Genomic DNA, 16710 nt, shown 5'->3' on the forward strand with positions numbered 1-16710 from the left:
ATCGCTAATTTGTTGGACTGCAACTCACCGACGCGTGAAATCCAGGGTAAACGACTTTCTGGCTCAGGCTTGCAGTCATTAATTCCGGCTTGCCGTTGATGAGGAGCGCCGCAGCACCTGATCGAAAACGGAGCTTCCCTTTCAGTTCAGCGAGGCCGACAAATAGAGGACGGAAACCCCGACCACGGGCCGGGTCGTTAAACCGCGATACGCCCTCTGTAAGCGCTAGACGTAATGCGTCCGCGTCGTCTTGCAGTTGAGCATATTGAGGAGCGGATCGCAGACTATTGAGAATACCACGGCCTGCGTCGGAAACGACGAACTCGAAGCTGTTAAGGCCAGCGCGAAAGCCGACGACTCCTGGTCGCGGAGTTCCAGCATGTTCATATATATTTTCGTACAGCTCGGACATCGCGCCGACCAGTTGAGCAGGCACCCTCCCCTTGAAGCCCGCCTGCCTGGCGGCTTGTTGGGCTGATAGACCAAATTTAGTCCACTTGATCTCTTCATCCTGATCACCGAGCATAGATCTGAAGGTGCCGGTCAAGCGGTCATCACTGACCCATAAACGAGAGCTCGCTGCTGCTGATGCCACGGGTGGCAGAGCCGCGCGTTTGAAACATGCTTGCGCCACGGCACGTAAGGTTGGAATCGAGCGGCTTAGGTAGGCCAGCTCGACAAAAGGGCCCAGGTCTACGACCTCGAAAGAGTCTACGAAATCACCTAGGCGACCAAGTGATGCTGCAAACGCAAGATCGTCGACTATCTCGTAGCTCAGCGGTTTCAAGCTACCGTCAACCTGAAACAAGCTTCACGAGTGAGCCTGCGCGACGTTCCAGATCTGACTTCATGCAGGCCCAATTTCTTTCGAGAAGTGCGTCCAATGGCGCTCCGAATGGCGTAGGGTGATCAGCCCAAACGGGGCGGGTGAAGCCAATGTTCAACGCAATTTTGCGATGAATCGTTTTCATAAACGCAGACGTATCCAAGGCAGTTACGCCAGCGAATGTCGCAGCCAGCATCGGGAGCATTTCGCCGCCTCCTCTAACAAACAGGTGCAATGGCCTAGAGACTATGTGGGCCAGTTCGCTCAGCCAAGCTGCGTGCTGCTGTACCCGGTCTGCGCGTCCAGTTCCGGTCGTAAATTCAAACGCGATGTGCGTTACTTCTGGCCGATCTGCGACGTACTCCGCCCATCTGGCGGCATCGCGGTCGGTCCTTGCATTCACATGCAGAGCGGCGGGCATGCCCTCACTTAAAAACTCCTCGTGAACCAGAGCTATGCGTTTCATTGAGTGCAGATCATCCCAACGCGGACGATCCACGAAAAGGCTGAAATTGGGTGTCGTTACGACGCCGATTTTAGCATCGATTAGGTCCCGAATAATGCTCCGTCTTTGATCAGTACCGAGACCCCACCACCTTTCAATCCGGGCATCCTGATCGATGCCCGTGAGTATGATTGTACTGTCACTTCGAAGGCGAAACGCGCGGCGTAATTCGTCGCCGTTTGCGTACTTCGCCTTACCTTCGCGAATGCTGATTAGAGATGAAAGAGGTATCGCGACAGTGTCCGCTGAAAATGGTCCTGCACGCCCCCCGCCGTGAAAAATTACCGGCACTGCGTTGGGTAACCGTGGCGCCAATAGGTACGGAGCACGGGGGACATTATCGAGACGAAAACCGTCAATCTCGCGCACCCGGTCAACGTAAGCGACGCTGTTTGGACAGACCTGGTCGCACGTCGCTTTTCCTCCGCAGCAAGCGCCGAGACAATCAAAGATTGCTGCTTGGGTTCGAAGTCCCCCGCAGATTTTCCTCTCGGGGCATATAGTACAACCCAGCGGAGGGTAATCGGCGCCCTGATGGTGTTGAAGCTTGCGCTCGCGTCGCAATCTTTGAGCGCTCGGCGGGGCATCCTTTAGCATATGCTTATCTCCGCAACTTTCGCTAATTCGTGGAATGCTTCGACGCGTCCACGACCGATCCCACATCCTTGCTCCACGACCCGGAGGAGTGCGTTCGAGGGTGTAATGAAGTGGGCGACCTCGACAATTCCTCGACGCGCCACCAAACCGGTTTCGGTCATTTGAATAACCAGCGGCTCGCCTTCTTGAAGGATCATGCCCTCCCTTACCTCAGCGACTCCGGCTGGGCTGTCACACTCGGGCGTGCGTGAGAACAGATCCGTCGTTGCCCGTTCAAGACGCCCCTTGTCCCAGCTTTTGCGAAACGATCGCCCGGTCTTTTCGATGAAGTCCGCACCCATGGCTCAGCACTCCGTAAAAATTGAACGATAGCGTTTGGCACGCCCTTGGCTATGCTCAATCAGAAGCCCCAATGAGGCTAGAGAAGAGAGCCGGTTGTTCCAGGCAGTTGGGCTGGCAAGACCTTCAGCCGCTGAGTTACTGCGCCACAGTTCCCCGGCGTCAGTCTCGCCCCTCTCGGTAACGAGATCGTACGTTAGCCGTTGTTTGGGATCCAACTCGCCAATGATCTCACAGCTGGTCCGCTTCGCTTCTCCATCCAGGTTGCAAACGGGAAGCGCATCCCCTCGGGCTTGTACAAGTTCATAAAATTCATCGCGAACTTCTACGTTCGCATTGGTGATTATCGGATACGCCGTCGAACGCTGACCGCGCACGAGCGCGCGATAGGCTAGAACACTCTCTCGGAGGTAGCTTGCGGTTGCGACTTCGATCTGACGGAAGTCGAGATAAATGAGCGAAGGACATGGCGGCATTGGCGCTAATTCGACAAGCTTCGCGAATCCCCGCCGCCCGCTAACTGCGCCAGCTAAAACAGATGCTCCAGCGATTTCACACATGTCGATTACCATCGAATAACCCAACTCACGTAACTCACGTGAGATAGGTAAGATGGCGGGATCAGGAGGTCAAGGGCATCGTCGGACGATAGAGTTAATCGGTCTCTCCTGCGGCTCTTGAAGCCGCCCGTGTGGACGGCTTCGTAGCGGTTCGCCCGCCTCTTGTTTGCCATTTGATCCCCAATCCGGATCGTAGAGGGAACATCGCTAGCATCTGTGGGGAACGGTCGGCAGTTAGGCGCGCTCACCAGCGCGCCTAACTGCCTCTTCGAAAACGAGAAACCACGTCAGACTCGGCCGTAAATTTAGGGCTCGAGAATTGTGGAAATCACGGTAATTGACAGCACACCTTACGCAACCTTCGGGCTCACCACTAACTACGACGCCTAAGCCGAGCGACGATTTGCCGGAAATGATCACGGACCCGTTCGCGTGGGATTCCCAGCACAGCAGCAATCGTCTCGCCGCTCATTCCATCGATCCGGCTCAGCCGCAGGACGTCGCGTGCTTCAGGGTCAAGCGTTGCTGCGGCAACAACAATCTCAGGATCGAGATGCTCTAGCGCAAGTAGCGCATCTCGCGGCACCAGCCACCAGGCGCGGACCTGAACACCATCAGGATGCAAGCGAATCGCCTGCTCTCCGCGATCAACCGTCAGATGCACTAGATCGGCAGTCTGCAATCGAGCGATCACCTCGGCTAGGTTCGGGGCGGAAGTCGGCTCGGTCAACGCGCTTAAGTAATCATCGACCTTAGCTGCGAGGGCCCGATTGGCCGCGATGTTGGGCAATCGCCGGTTCAATTCTCGACTGCACCGGCGAAGGAGCGCGAGCGTAGCACTGTCGGTCATGTTGGCCTCCTAAAGAGATTTGGGATCGTGGAGGCGGGAAGAGTTTAGTGTTTCCCACCTTCAATTCCTTCCTCCCCCTCCCTCTCTGCCGGCCGACCGAAGCATCGAAGCGCAGGTTATCGCCGCGTGTTGCGCCCTGCAGCGCGGCGGCGGGCCACCACGCGACCGGCCGCCGCGGATCGAGTACGTCGAGCGCTGCGGCAGGTGCAGCCCGCGCTGCGACGCGGGCGGGCAACGCGCTGCCGAGGATCGCCGCGAGCAAGCCGAGCGCGGAGAACCGATCGCCGCTGAGGCTAGATCACAACGCGCGCGGTGCTGCCGCCGAAATAGCCCGCACCCGGGTCGCCGCCGAACCAGTGGAGCGCCGCCCATGCCAGGCCGTACCCTGCCGCCAATCCCGCCGCCGCGCCGACCAGTCCACGAAGGTCCAGGCAATCTGGCACTAATTTCAGGCTTGCATCGTGACGCGAACCGCGCACATTGCGATGGCTTCCGGCAAAAAACCGGAAGCGGGGCGTGGAAACCCCGAAAGCAATGCAACTCGGTCGCAATTCTTGTGGCCGGGTGGCATGCGCGCATGTCCAACCGGCAACGGTAAAGGCGCATGCGCTCTGTGCATTGCCAGGGTTTCCAACATCCGGCTTCAGGCCGTCGCTCCAAGTGGACATAGGAGCGACAGATGAGCCACAGGCCAACGTCAGGGCAGAGCCGACGCTGTATTTTTATTGAGCGGACGCGATCGCCATGCGCCCGCGCGCGCTCCCAATTTCCGCTCGGCGCAAAGAGCGCCGCGCAATGAGCGCCGGAGAAAGCCAGGACCGCGGTTGGTATCGCGGTTCCCACCGCCGTCAATTCAGCGAGGTCTACCGGTCTGAGAAGCCGCGCCTGATCCGATATTTCTTCCGTGAGCTCGGCAACAAAGCCGATGCAGACGAAATGGCTCAAGAGACGCTTGCTCGTTTTTTGCGGTCTGCCCCTCCAGGGATCACGACGCCGCGCGGCTATCTGACCCGGATAGCGCATAACCTGGTCAAGGACCGATCCGTTCGCAACTCGACCCGCATGGCACAGCGGTCGGTGCCTCTCGACGACGGGATGAGCGCCCCCTCACCGTTCGATCCGCATCGCGATCTGCAGGCGCGCGAAAGCGTGATACGGTGGCGCGCGATCCTTCAGCAGCTCCCGGGAGACACACTGGAGGTCTTCATGCTCAACCGGGTCGAGGGGTTCAGCTTCCGAGAGATCGCCGACAAACTGGAAATTCCCCTGTGGAAGGTTCAGAAACACATGCTTCGGGCCGTTCGCCATGTCGGCGCCAATCGGAGCGATTCTGATGACTGAGTTGAATTCGCAGGATCAGTGCGCCGCAGAGGAATGGGCGGTGCGGATGTTGGACGACCCGACCCGCCACCAGCACGACCTTGCGCAATGGATCGCAGCAAAGCCCGGTCGCGGCGCCCTCTACGATCGGCTCATGCGCGATCTCGATGATGCTACTGCTGCCGTCCGCGTGGCACCGGTGCAGTCCCATCGCCCGGTGTCGATGCGCGGTAGCAAGACTCTCCTTGCAGTGGCGTTCCTCTGCGCATGTCTAGCCATAGGTTTTTCCCTGCGTCTCACCGCCCTGCAATCCGGCGAGCCACTCGCCCGGCCGATGTTGCACTTGGCGACCAAGGTTGGTGAGCTTCGCCGCGTGATGTTGGCGGACGGATCCAGCGTCATCCTCGACGCCGACACTCTTCTAACGACCGATTTCTCAGGTCACCGGCGGCTGCTCAACCTAAAACACGGTCGTGCACGATTTACGGTTGCCCATGACCAGGCAAGGCCCTTCGTCGTTCACGCGGGTGGCAGTGAAATCGTGGCGACCGGCACCGTCTTCGACGTGGCCTATCGTGAAGCCCTTTCCGTCGATCTACTCCAGGGACGTGTAATCGTAAGACCACCGAGCACATCGTTCGGGCCCCGCTCCTCGCCACCCATTGCCCTCAACTCCGGGCAACATATCGCATTCGACTCAGGTCATAGGCGGCCCCCGTCCGTAACTGCCACATCAGTATCTGAAACGCAGTGGGTGCAGGGCACGAAAAGCCTGAACGATGTCCCGATCGATGCGATCATCGCACAGGCCAATAGATATGCTACCGCGCATATCGAACTCGCCGATCCAAGCCTCGGCACGCGCGAGATTTTCGGCGACATCGATATCCGCGACAGTGATGCCGTTGCCGAAGGCGTCGCCGCCTATCTCGACCTTCGCATCGATCGATCGCAACGAGGGAAGATCGTTCTACGAAACAAATAATTCTGCGTCCGCAGCTTCAAATTCGAAAAGACCCGTCTTTGCCACTTGAGCCTTTGAACAGGGGCCGAGTTGCAAAACGGGGGAAGCATGGTCGATCTTACCAGGGGATGTTTGTTTGCAGGTGCGGCGGTCGCGGCCATCATAGTGGGCGCCCCGAGTGCAGCACAGGGACAAAGTCGCAAGAATTACGATATTCCGGCTCAGGATCTGCGACTTTCTTTGAGGACCGTCACACGCGCGTCCAGCTACAAGTTGATCGCGGGATCCGCGTCTTTGCGGGGCAAAAACGCTAAAGCGTTGCGCGGAAACTACACAATCGGCGAGGCGATCGACCAGTTGCTGCGTGGCACCGATCTTTCCGTTAGTGTCATCGACGGGAACGTCATCATCCGGGGGCGATCCGATCCGTCGCGCGAAGCGTCAGTGAGTGCGGCGGGCGACGAGATCCTCGTGACGGGTACCAATATCCGGGGCGCGGTGGCTACTGGGCCGGTTCGCACGCTACGGAGAGCGGAAATCGAGCGGTCGGGACGAGCGACGGTGGCCGATCTCATTGCCGCGCAGACGGCAAATTTCGGCGGAACAGGTAATCCTGTGGCCAGCCTGACCGGTGTCGATGGCGGCGGCCTGAATTACTCGGTGGCGCCGGCGGCCAATCTCCGGGGGCTGGGCAGCGACGCGACCCTCACGTTGTTCGATGGACGCCGCGTCGCTGGATCGGGTGGTCGCGGTGATTTCACGGATCTGTCGGCCATTCCTTCGCTCGCGGTCGACCGCGTCGAGATACTGACGGACGGTGCTTCGGCAATTTACGGGTCCGACGCGGTTGGGGGCGTCGTAAACATTCTCCTGCGGCGTCGCTATCAAGGTCTGGACGTTCGGACCCGCGGGAGCCTGGGACGCGACGGCCGCAAGGACGGACTTCTCGGCCTCGCGGCGGGTAAAGCCTGGCAGACCGGATCGCTGTTCGTGGCGTACGACTTCGAGCACCGCGACCGGCTCCGCGCCGCAGACCGCGCCTACACGGCAACCGGCGATCTCCGGCCATTTGGCGGCAGTGACCACAGGACGTTCCTCTCCTCGCCGGGTACGATCCTCGCGCTCGACCCCACAACGTTTTCCTACGTACCGGCCTACGCGATTCCTGCCCTCCCCGGAGGCCGCCAGCCTGTTCTGAGCGACCTGCAGCCGGGATCAAACCTGTCGAATATCGTTGCAGGCGTCGATCTGTCGCCGCGGATCGATCGTCATGCGGCTTATGCGCGACTGGAACAGAGCATTGGTAGCGACGTCGACGTATTCGCCGAGGGGCGCTTTGCCAGACGAACCTTCTCCTACGGGTCGCCGGCGGCGCAGACGGTCTTCGTGGTCACATCTTCAAACCCCTATTTCCTGCCTGTCGACGCTCAACAGTCCAGCGTCATAGCCTACTCGTTCCTCAATGATCTGGGTTCGGCACACGCAACGGGTGGCGTCTCCGCGCTCAGCACCGCGGCCGGGCTGACATGGCGTGCGGGCAGTGGCTGGACCGTCGACGGCTATGGGAGCTTTGCGCGAGAACGCAGCGGCGAGCGCCTGTCGAACCAGCTTAACGCAACCGCCTTGAACGAGGCACTCGGCGCGGTGCCGGATGATCCAGCGACCCGCTACTCGGCCGCGGTGGACGGATACTTCAACCCCTACGGCGCAGGCGGCGCGAACAGCGCGGCTGTCCTCGACTTCATCGGGGCTGGCTACTCGAAAGCTCGTCGACGCAGTTCCGTGGCGGAAGCGGTCGTCAAGGGCGAGGGTCCGGTAGTACACATTCCCGGGGGAGACGCCCGCTTGGCCCTGGGATCGTCCTACCGCCGGGAGACGCTGCGGTCCGGTGGCGAAACCTTCATGTCGGGAACTGCGCCGACGACGCTCGCCCAACTCAAAGGCGAACGGGGCATCACGGCCATCTTCACGGAGCTCGAGGTTCCGCTCGTCGGTTCCATCAACGCGCGTCCCGGTGTTCAGGCGTTGAACCTTTCGCTGGCGTTGCGGCATGAAGCCTATGAAGACTTTGGCGGTACCACCAATCCGAAGGTAGGATTGTCATGGCAACCGGCCAAGGGTGTGACCGTGCGCGCCAGCTGGGGCACTTCCTTTCGCGCACCCGCACTGGCTGAGACGAAGGAGCGCCGCAGGATCGTGCCGACGGTCTTGCCGGACGGCACGGGCGGATCGGTGCCAGTGCTTATCCTCGCCGGGGGCAACCCGGACCTCTCGCCCGAGAGAGCCAGAACGTTCAGCGCGGGCTTCTCCTTGGCGCCTCCTCAGATCCCAGGCTTGACGTTCAACGTGAATGGCTTTTCGACTCGGTTCAAGGAAAGGATCGCGCAACCCGCGCTTCTTGACCTGTCGCGCGCTTTGACGAACCCTTCGCTGACGCCGTACGTCGACAGGATCACCCCCTCAGTTAGTGCTACCGACCTCGCGCGGGTGACCGCGCTTCTGGCGGAACCGGGCGCAAGCGAGGGTTTTTATCCGCCGACCTCTTACGCTGCGATCATCGACACGCGCTTCGGCAACACCTCGGCACTGCAGGTCAGCGGACTCGATGCAGACCTTGGCGTCGTGCGAACGGCCGGGAAGCAACGGTACGGCGTGAACCTGTCCGCGACGTGGCTGTTCCACTACACCGACACCCTTACTCCGCTGTCTCCGTCAGTCGATCGGCTCAACACCTTGAGCAATCCAGCAGATCTGAAGCTGCGTGGAACGGCGGAGTGGTCCCGCGGTGCGCTGTCCGCCTTCGTGGCGGGCAACTTTGTTGACGGCTACAAAGACGATGCCAGCGTTCCTGCCCGAGAAATCGGCGCATTCGTGACCGCCGACCTCAACATCGGCTATGCGCCGACATCGGGGCCACTGTCCGGCTTTCGCTTCTCGATCAACATCGAGAACGTGTTCGATGCCGACCCACCCTTTGTCGATCGCTCCAACGGCTTCGGGTTCGATGCCGCAAATGCCTCTCCGTTCGGACGGGTTGCAGCAATCGAAATCAGACGATCCTGGTGATTTCGCCCGAACACCGGGTGCGGACGTCGAACAACATGTCGGAGATAATTATGCGCGGAGTGATCCTGTTCGCGTTATGCGCACTCGCGCCCAGTGCAGCGCTGGCGCGAGACTATACGGTCGAGGACCTTCTTGGGCTCGAAAGCTACGGCGAAGTCGCAATTGCAAAGCATGAGAAGCTCGTGCTCGTCGAGAAGCGACGTCCGTACGCGGACGCGGCAGACTTCGGCTATGGTGCGCAGTTCAACGGTCGCATCCTGTCCCGTATACTGGCCACCCGGACCGACCGGCCCACGCCGCTCCAGCCGCTGTTCGAGCAGTCATCGGATGCAGGGTACTGGATGGCGGGAATGTCCCCTTCTAAGGGTCGCCTCGCCGTCTTTAGACTTCAGAAGAGACGGCTTACGCTCGGCGTCGTGGACCTCCGCAGTCGGGTCGTGAAGTGGTTCGACCCAGCGCCCGATTTGCCAACGACGTCGCCCAATCCCGTCTGGCTCAACGACGACGAGCTCGTGTTCATTGCGATGCCAGCCCATAGGCTGCCCTCCGTACTACTATCGGGCAGCGCCTCCTCCGGCGACCTGAGCCGCCTATATACGGCACAAGCCCGCGGTGGGGCTTCGGGAACCGTGGTTTCCACAAAGAACGGGCCGGTACCAGACGCGACCGAACGCGTTCTCGTACGGGTATCCTGGCAGACCGCCGAGGTAGTCCCTCTTCTGAAGGGCGACATCGTCGACCTCTCTTTATCGCGATCGCGCACGACCGCTGCGGTCCTGCTGGCGGGAAGGCCCGCTCTACCCGGCGACAAACCCATCTCGGTGAGCTTCGATGCTCGTCGTCATCAAATCGCCCTGCTCGACCTCATGGACGGAAAACGCCGCGATATACTCGGCGACGTTATGCGCGGGTTCATGAGCTGGTCGGCAGACGACCGGCTTCTCATACTCAGACGCGACGATGCGCCCGATTGGAGCAACGGCTACTATGCCATCCTCGACAGGACTGGAACGCTCGAACGTCTCGGCGGCATCGACGTTCATGCCGATGTCGTGGAGGACGGGGGCGGGCGCATCGTCCACGCAGGCTGGGCCGGTTCCACACCTGTCGCTCTCATGAGGACTGCCTCGGGACGGCGTGCATGGATGCGACTGACGGCCGGAAAGGCGACGGACCTCCACGTCGAGCATTCGGCACGCCCGATCGGAACAACGCCGCACAGCATGTGGCTGCTCGATGGTGAACGGCTGATCGCGGTTGGACGCGGTCGTGACGAGCTCGTCGCCACCGATGTCGTGCGAGGCCGGACCGCCCTTCTTGAGCCGTTCAACGAGGGGTTCCGCGTGGACATGAATTCAGAACGGGTCGAGGCGATCGTCGTAAAGAAGCAAGGTTCGACGTCCGTCGTTTCGGTGACAGTATCGGGGCGCCTCGAACGACCCACAACGTTGCCTGCGGACTCGGTGCCGCTGGCCGCGGTACCGGGGGTCGCCGTCGCGTGGACGTCCGATCAGCGCAACCAGGATAGGCTGTACCTTAGCCGGACGGGAATGGAGGCGATTGAGATCGATCGATTGAACGCGCGCGTTTCCACCGTCGCCATGCCGCATATGGTCGGTCTCACATCGAAAGATTCGACCGGCACGACCCTACACCATTGGCTCATTCTCCCGCGTCGTGCGGCGGGGAAGCTTCCAATGGTGGTCACGCCCTATCCTGGCATGTCGTTCGGCGCCCTGAAGCCGGGGCAGCTCTCGGTATCACGATACGACTTGTCGACGAACGCGCTGCTCCTCGCGAGCGCGGGATACGCCGTTCTCCTTCCAAGCATGCCCGCAGTGTCTGATGGGGCCAATCCCAGCAATTACGTCGTCGCCCAAGTCGACGCAGCGGTGGACGCCGCGATCGCGGAGGGACATGTTGATGAGCGCCGGGTCGGCGTTCTGGGCCACAGCTTTGGCGGATACGCTGCGCTGATTATCGCGACACGGTCGCACAGATATGCTGCCGTGGTCGCGAGCAACGGTCCATCGGACGTGGCGGCGATGCACGGTTCGATCAGCGGGAGCGACAGGGTACGTCTCGAGCGTGGCATACCGCTCTCATCGTCTGCAGGATGGGTGGAGGCCGGACAGGGGGGCATGCGGTCAATGCCGGCTAAGGACCCTTTAGCCTACGTCCACGCGAGCCCGGCTTTCCAAATGGATGGGTTGAGCAGGCCGTTGATGGTAATCGGCGGTGACCTTGATCCGGTGGATATGTCGCACTCGGAGCGCGCTTTCATGGAGGCTACCCGGACTGGTGCAGACGCGACCCTGGTGCGCTTCTGGGGCGAAGGGCATGAGGTTTCCAGTCCTGGTAACATTCGTCAATATTGGGACCTAGTTACTGGGTTCTTCAAACGGACCATCGGCGAAGGGGCTGCGGCCGCGCCGCACTCATAACCGGTGCAGGTCGCAAGGCAGCTGACGCAGGCTACCGCCAAGCCCTGAGCCAGGCTTCGCAGCTTGCCAGAAGTATCAGCGAGTGATTGTGCAGACTATAGAACAGATGATCCGGGGTCAGCAGTTGCTCCAATCGTTGTTCATCGACGATGCCACAGCTTGCCAGAGCGCCGCCCAGCATAGTCTCGCGCAGAAACTGGAGATTCGCCACCGCCGCCCTGCCGTACAAGACGGTCGCCTCCCCCTTTGAACCGCGCCGTGCGACATCGACTGGAATTCGCGAAGCGAAAGCGCGTCTGGCAAGTCCCCGATTGAGCGACCCCGATGCCAGCATCCAGACCGGTATGGACATCGCCGCTTGCATCATAGGCTGGGAGAGCAACGGATGATGCAGGGGCATCTGGCTCGGAGTTGGGCGTTCCGAATGGAATATCTGTGCGTTGGCCAGCATCATGATGTGTAGCCGTTTGCCAGGAGGCAGACTCGACGCATCCGCCGTCCACGGGTGTGGTTCGTTCAGGGTCGAAGACTGCCTGTCGCGAACCACCCACGGGGGAACCATGGTGTGAGACGGGATCCGCGTTTGCCTGAACCGATCCAGCTCGGCAGGAATCAGATGGTGCCAAATGGTGCTCCCGCTGCGCCGGGCATCATCGACAAGCGATCGCCGTGCTACCCAGCTGCCGAGCGCCCGTCTCCGGTCGACGGCTACCAGGGGGCTTGGCGAATTGAAAAACAGGGCATCGCCCCCCTGTCCTGTCACTACAGCGTCCGCGCCCATGTCCGAGCCGGCGTCCTCAACGCTGTTTGCGAAGAGGTCGTCAAGCCCATGGAGATAGGGGTGTGCGATCTGGGGTGCGTCAAAGAAGGACCGATAGTCTGGCAAGGCATCGGACCGCTTTTCGATCAACGGTACACCGGCATGTGCTGCGGCGGATCGGGCGTGAGGCGTCTCCTCGACGTCGCCCGCTGCTGACGTTGCGGTCATAGCGCGTGTCATCGGAGCGATGGCGGCAAGGCTTGATACGATAATGCTGGAATCAAGCCCGCCCGACAGCTGTACGAGTGGCCGTGTGCACCCTGGCCCCGAAAGCGTCTTGTCGAGGCTGGCGCGCAGGCGATCTTCTGGATCGTCCCTTCTCTCCGCGACGGTCGCCGGCGACCATATTGCTATCGGTGCATGCCGCCCGAGCAGGGAATGTAGTCGGCCCGGGACGAGCCGCTCCACGCCGCGCAGGAATTTGGCCTGTATCGCAGTGGTCGGATCGATGAGGCATCCGTGCAATGCGTTCAGCTCAACACGGCCTGTGAGCCCCGCGGCCCGCAGAAGGGACGGATCAACCCGGTCGCACAGCAGCGATACCTCCTCGTCCGCCACCTCGTATCCAATGCCCGAACCTGAAGGGTCGGCCATCACCCCGAGATCATCGTCCGTTTCGAAAAACGCCACGTACCGTCCCCATGAGGAGTTTGTGAGCCTTCGCGCCAACCGCTCAGTCGTTCCGTCGTTTGCGTGGGCAGGACCACCTTGCGGCGGCGTGAAACGCCCATAGAGCGTCCCGAAGATCGTGATCGCGGGGCCGAAAGCCTCGAACGATGCGCCCGGCGAGGCGAGAAAGATCTGCCGACTGCTCCGACGGACTTCCTGAAGCCCGTGCGACTTCAGGTGATCCGCGATCCGGCATGCTCGCTCGACCGCGTGATCACGTCGCGTGGTCACGACAACGAAGCGGGTGTTCATGGATGTCCCACCACGATCGGTAGGAAGGCGCATACCTTGTCCAGGTCGTCGTCAACGACGACGCCGTCGTGCTCGACCCAGCAGTGCGCCTCAAACGGATAGGATCGAACGCCAAACACGATCTGCGTCGTGACGCCACGACGCGCCAGGAACAAAGCCGTGATCAACGATGCCGGAAGGCAGCGTCGAGGTGTCGGGATAAACAATCTGACCGTGCGCAATGCCGTCATGGCGGAATGCAGTGCAGTGAGGGTCGCTGCGTCGGGCGCCGGCCTCGTCGCGTTGTAAGAGCGACAAGGCAGGCCTCTCCGCAATCTCCACCGGGCGGTGATGATCGCAGCGACCAGATCGACCGAGTCACGCAAGGTGGAGCGCTCGCAAATGTCTTCAGAGAGCACAAGCGCATGTTCGGGCCCGTGCAGATTGCTGAAGCCGCGTCCCGATCCCCGGAATGCCAACCCTGTCTCAATCAGTGCTGTCCATGCTTCCGGAACCAGATGTCGGCCGGTCTCTGGCAAGGGGATCGGTCCATCTTTGTCAACCGCTGCTCCTACCATCGCGTGATAGCGGTCAGCTCGGACATCTAGCAGGATGGCGTCCGAGCCGATGACGACGCCATAGGCAAATTTGGATAGCGCAATCACATGAATGCGGCGGCGCCCGAAGACGCCGCCGACCCTTCAGATATAGTTGCGCAGGGTAACGCTGTCGCGCTCTGCGACCGGCCCCATCAGCGATGCGGCGGTGACCTTGCTCGCGCGGCCCAGATCAATGAGCGAGAACGTCTTCATGATCATTTCCTTCCTGTACGCCGCACCATCGCGGCCCGGCTAATAGATCATCATGCGCGTCTCTATTCTTGCTATATCTTCAATATATTTGGTCGTGATCATCCGCGTTGACCGACTCGGTCAACGCCGCGACCTGCTGTAATCGGAGTTTTGTATGAAATCGGATTGATTTCACAACCTGCTCATTGGCAATCAGGCTAGCGCGTAGATCGCCCAGCTCTTCTCGCCAGTTTGGAATAATTTTGGGCTCTTCAATTCGGTAAGGGCCGAGGATATTGATGATCCGACGGATTTCGCCGGACAGAATCCTGCTTGTGGTTCGGCTTGCTACATGACTCAACACGCTCTCGACAGCTAAAGCTGGAGCTCCGTCTTCGATACTTACGCGTATGTCTTCGTCGGATTTGAGCGGGCCGTGATCTCGGTGAGCAATTTGCAACAGTGTCTCCAACAGTCGATAAAGATCTGACAGTTCGCGCGCGCCATAGCGGGGAACCGTAAACCCTCGCTCGCCTCGCCCCGCATGAACGATGCCCTCCCCTGCAAGGCGCTCGAGCGCTTCCCTGACGGGCGTCGGGCTCGTACCCAAGCCGGCCGCTATTTCCCTTACGTTGATGACAGCGCCAGGTCGCTGATCACCATTGCGCAGCCCTTGAAGGATGTGTCGTCGGACGCCCTCGACTCTTGACAATTGTCGCAAGTAAGTGCCTTTCGCTTGGCAGCCAAAGAGAACAGCGGTTCCACACTTAGCCTCGAGCCGCTGAGCAGCATCAGCGCCTCAAGCCTATATCTTATAGTCAAATTCTATCTTTACATCGCGGCGCCGGGCTATCTCCGCGTACTGTTTGCTGATTACCTGGATGATCAAAGACCTTAGAGGGTGGCCCTGCTCTTTTCTGATATCGAGGCAGTCGAGACCTTGAATTTCGCTAACGATACCGATAATTTTTGCTGGAAGGCCCCGGACAAACTCCGATGTCAGTATTGCAGCGCGCTCGACAGAAGCGTGCGGGATCACCGGATCGTGGCGCCAGGCATCGCTCGCGAGGGCTGCCTCTATGAATTCTACATTCAGGACGTCGAGGATCTGCGATAGTTCGTAAATCTTGATCGCATAACGCCGCGCCGGATCTTTATGCAGAATGCGAGCGCATCTACTGTGGTTAATGCCCGCCAGTTCTCCGAGCCTTCGAATGCTGACACGTCTGGCGTCTGCCTTGAAGAGAAGATAATCAATTATAGTACGGCTGCATGGGACGGTTTCTGGACTAGCATGCCCTGAACTGGAAATCGCACTCACGGGATCCTCCATATCTGAATGAAGGATCCACGCGTTGACCGCACTGCGCAACCTTAATCGATGCCAATTTGGCATCATTGCAGCCCGACCTTAGACGTTGGCTGCCGGTCGTTTTGTCTATCAACGATATATCTGCTGCACTGTTATCTTACGAGGTGCGCTACTTCTGCGCCGTGCAAGTAAGCTTGTCAGGCTCGTCCTTTGTGGTTTTCAGGCCGAACGTACTGAGCATACACGGGCAGATCGTGCGATATACATCAAGGCTCAACTGACGCGTCCCGAAATCGAGCGGATCATGACCGCCGGCCCGATGCCGACGAACAGGACGCCGCCGAGTTCGAAAAGACACTCTGCCTCGTCCGCCGGCGGATCTAAGAACGTGTGATCGCAGCCTACATCCACGGCCCGCGGATCGTATTGATCTCACCGTTTGATCTCGCCGTTGCGCGAGGCAGCGGAACGGTTGCGTGCCATTTCCGGAGGGACGAAGGTTACCGTCGTATTGTTTCAAACACATTAGCTTCACGCCGATGCCTTTTCGTCGCCGACCCGTGATTTCCAACGTAATTAGGCGGCGCGTCCTGCCTCACCGGAAGACATGGCCGTTCGCGTTGAAGCTTTTTGTCTCGCAAACCGTTCTGAACGTTCAACGATCCTGATATCGAGTATTCCGGACAATCCCGTTGTCATTAAGTGGCGGCGCCGCGACGTAAATCAGGATAGCGCGAAGATCGAGATTTGGTCCGAATCGTTCCTCCAGCCACATGTAATCAATCCGGCGAAACGGCGCTTCACCTCCGCCCCGCCCGAAGCATCGTCGGTTCGACTAGCTCATATATGAGCCGGCGGGTTCGAAAAGGGGCAAAGATGCCGCACGTGCGCGACACTTTTGCAGCCAAAAGGTGAAAATCTCTTTCGTAGCGCCCGCGATGCTCCCGGAGCCTCAAGGTTCCATGAATTTGGAGTTGCCGCTTCGATGTCACGCCACCAGCCTTTCTGTGGGCGTGCTGAAATGCGCCCGATCGAAGGGAGACTCCTTACCATGAAGACCATGCTTAAGATCGACCGTCGTGCCGAGACGACCGCCTTGGCGGTCATCGGCACGGCTGCGGCCGCAGTGCTGATGGCCCACCCTGCCTTTGCCGGCGCCGACGCAACGTTCGACACCGCCCTCGCAAAATTCACCGGCTTTCTCGAAGGTTCGGGCGGCAAGATCATCACCGTCCTGTCGCTCGCTGGCGGCGTCGTCGGCCTGGCCTCGGGCCGCTTCTCGCTCGGCCAGGTCGCGATCCCGGTCGGTGTGGGCGTCGGCGCCGGTACCGGCATTCCGATCGTCACCTCGACCGTAACCGCCACCATCTGAACCGACCCGGTGCCGGCGTTGATAGCAGCTTCGCCGGCACCGTC

General features: G+C 60.2%; 15 protein-coding genes. 5 read left to right on the plus strand and 10 right to left on the minus strand.

Annotated features, from left to right (window positions below; genetic code table 11):
• Positions 1-4: 4 nt before the first annotated feature.
• From BM244_RS22885 to BM244_RS23700, 6 genes are all read right to left on the minus strand, one after another.
• Positions 5-787, minus strand: a complete 783-nt coding sequence (locus BM244_RS22885; RefSeq protein WP_139227042.1) for an ATP-binding protein — start codon at positions 785-787, stop codon at positions 5-7.
• A gap of 7 nt (positions 788-794) precedes the next feature.
• Positions 795-1622, minus strand: a complete 828-nt coding sequence (locus tag BM244_RS22890; RefSeq protein ID WP_175518345.1) for a DUF4417 domain-containing protein — start codon at positions 1620-1622, stop codon at positions 795-797.
• Between the two features lie 299 nt (positions 1623-1921).
• On the minus strand, positions 1922-2269 hold the full coding sequence (locus BM244_RS23315; protein WP_093400867.1) for a hypothetical protein: 348 nt from the start codon (positions 2267-2269) through the stop codon (positions 1922-1924).
• Between the two features lie 3 nt (positions 2270-2272).
• Positions 2273-2827: a hypothetical protein gene (locus BM244_RS22895; RefSeq protein WP_175518346.1), complete on the minus strand. Its 555-nt coding sequence runs from the start codon at positions 2825-2827 to the stop codon at positions 2273-2275.
• Between the two features lie 373 nt (positions 2828-3200).
• On the minus strand, positions 3201-3677 hold the full coding sequence (locus BM244_RS20980) for a sigma factor-like helix-turn-helix DNA-binding protein (RefSeq protein ID WP_093400869.1): 477 nt from the start codon (positions 3675-3677) through the stop codon (positions 3201-3203).
• Positions 3678-3970: 293 nt separating this feature from the next.
• Positions 3971-4120, minus strand: coding sequence for a hypothetical protein (locus BM244_RS23700; protein WP_254784702.1), 150 nt, complete (start codon positions 4118-4120; stop codon positions 3971-3973).
• A gap of 352 nt (positions 4121-4472) precedes the next feature.
• On the opposite strand from BM244_RS23700, the gene BM244_RS20990 reads away from it, so the two are divergent.
• The 4 genes from BM244_RS20990 to BM244_RS21005 all read left to right on the plus strand — a co-directional run bounded on the left by BM244_RS20990 (position 4473) and on the right by BM244_RS21005 (position 11471).
• The gene (locus BM244_RS20990) at positions 4473-5018 is read left to right on the plus strand and encodes an RNA polymerase sigma factor (protein WP_093400870.1); all 546 of its coding nucleotides are present in this window, start codon (positions 4473-4475) and stop codon (positions 5016-5018) included.
• The gene (locus tag BM244_RS20995) at positions 5011-5982 is read left to right on the plus strand and encodes a FecR family protein (protein WP_175518348.1); all 972 of its coding nucleotides are present in this window, start codon (positions 5011-5013) and stop codon (positions 5980-5982) included. The genes BM244_RS20990 and BM244_RS20995 overlap by 8 nt, the downstream gene beginning before the upstream one ends.
• Before the next feature lie 87 nt (positions 5983-6069).
• Complete coding sequence (locus BM244_RS21000; RefSeq protein ID WP_093400871.1) at positions 6070-9027, plus strand: TonB-dependent receptor; 2958 nt, start codon at positions 6070-6072, stop codon at positions 9025-9027.
• Positions 9024-11471 carry an alpha/beta hydrolase family protein gene (locus tag BM244_RS21005; protein ID WP_139227048.1) on the plus strand — a complete coding sequence of 816 codons (2448 nt, stop codon included), beginning with the start codon at positions 9024-9026 and terminating at the stop codon, positions 11469-11471. The genes BM244_RS21000 and BM244_RS21005 overlap by 4 nt, the downstream gene beginning before the upstream one ends.
• A 31-nt stretch (positions 11472-11502) precedes the next feature.
• Here BM244_RS21005 and BM244_RS21010 read toward each other — a convergent pair whose 3' ends face one another.
• From BM244_RS21010 to BM244_RS21025, 4 genes are all read right to left on the minus strand, one after another.
• Positions 11503-13212 (minus strand): asparagine synthase-related protein, encoded by a 1710-nt coding sequence (locus BM244_RS21010; RefSeq protein ID WP_175518349.1) that lies wholly within the window; start codon positions 13210-13212, stop codon positions 11503-11505.
• Entirely contained in the window at positions 13209-13856 is a 648-nt protein-coding gene (locus BM244_RS21015) for a lasso peptide biosynthesis B2 protein (protein WP_093400874.1), read from the minus strand. Before BM244_RS21015 ends, BM244_RS21010 begins: the two co-directional genes overlap by 4 nt.
• Positions 13857-14082: 226 nt before the next feature.
• Positions 14083-14703: a GntR family transcriptional regulator gene (locus BM244_RS21020; protein ID WP_093400875.1), complete on the minus strand. Its 621-nt coding sequence runs from the start codon at positions 14701-14703 to the stop codon at positions 14083-14085.
• An 84-nt stretch (positions 14704-14787) separates the two neighbouring features.
• Complete coding sequence (locus BM244_RS21025; RefSeq protein WP_139227050.1) at positions 14788-15303, minus strand: hypothetical protein; 516 nt, start codon at positions 15301-15303, stop codon at positions 14788-14790.
• 1042 nt (positions 15304-16345) lie between these two features.
• Between BM244_RS21025 and BM244_RS21030 the strand changes: the two genes are divergently transcribed.
• Entirely contained in the window at positions 16346-16666 is a 321-nt protein-coding gene (locus BM244_RS21030; RefSeq protein ID WP_093400877.1) for a TrbC/VirB2 family protein, read from the plus strand.
• Positions 16667-16710 lie beyond the last annotated feature (44 nt).

Origin of the sequence: Sphingomonas sp. OK281 (assembly GCF_900115295.1) — a bacterium.
Classification (GTDB): Bacteria; Pseudomonadota; Alphaproteobacteria; order Sphingomonadales; family Sphingomonadaceae; genus Sphingomonas.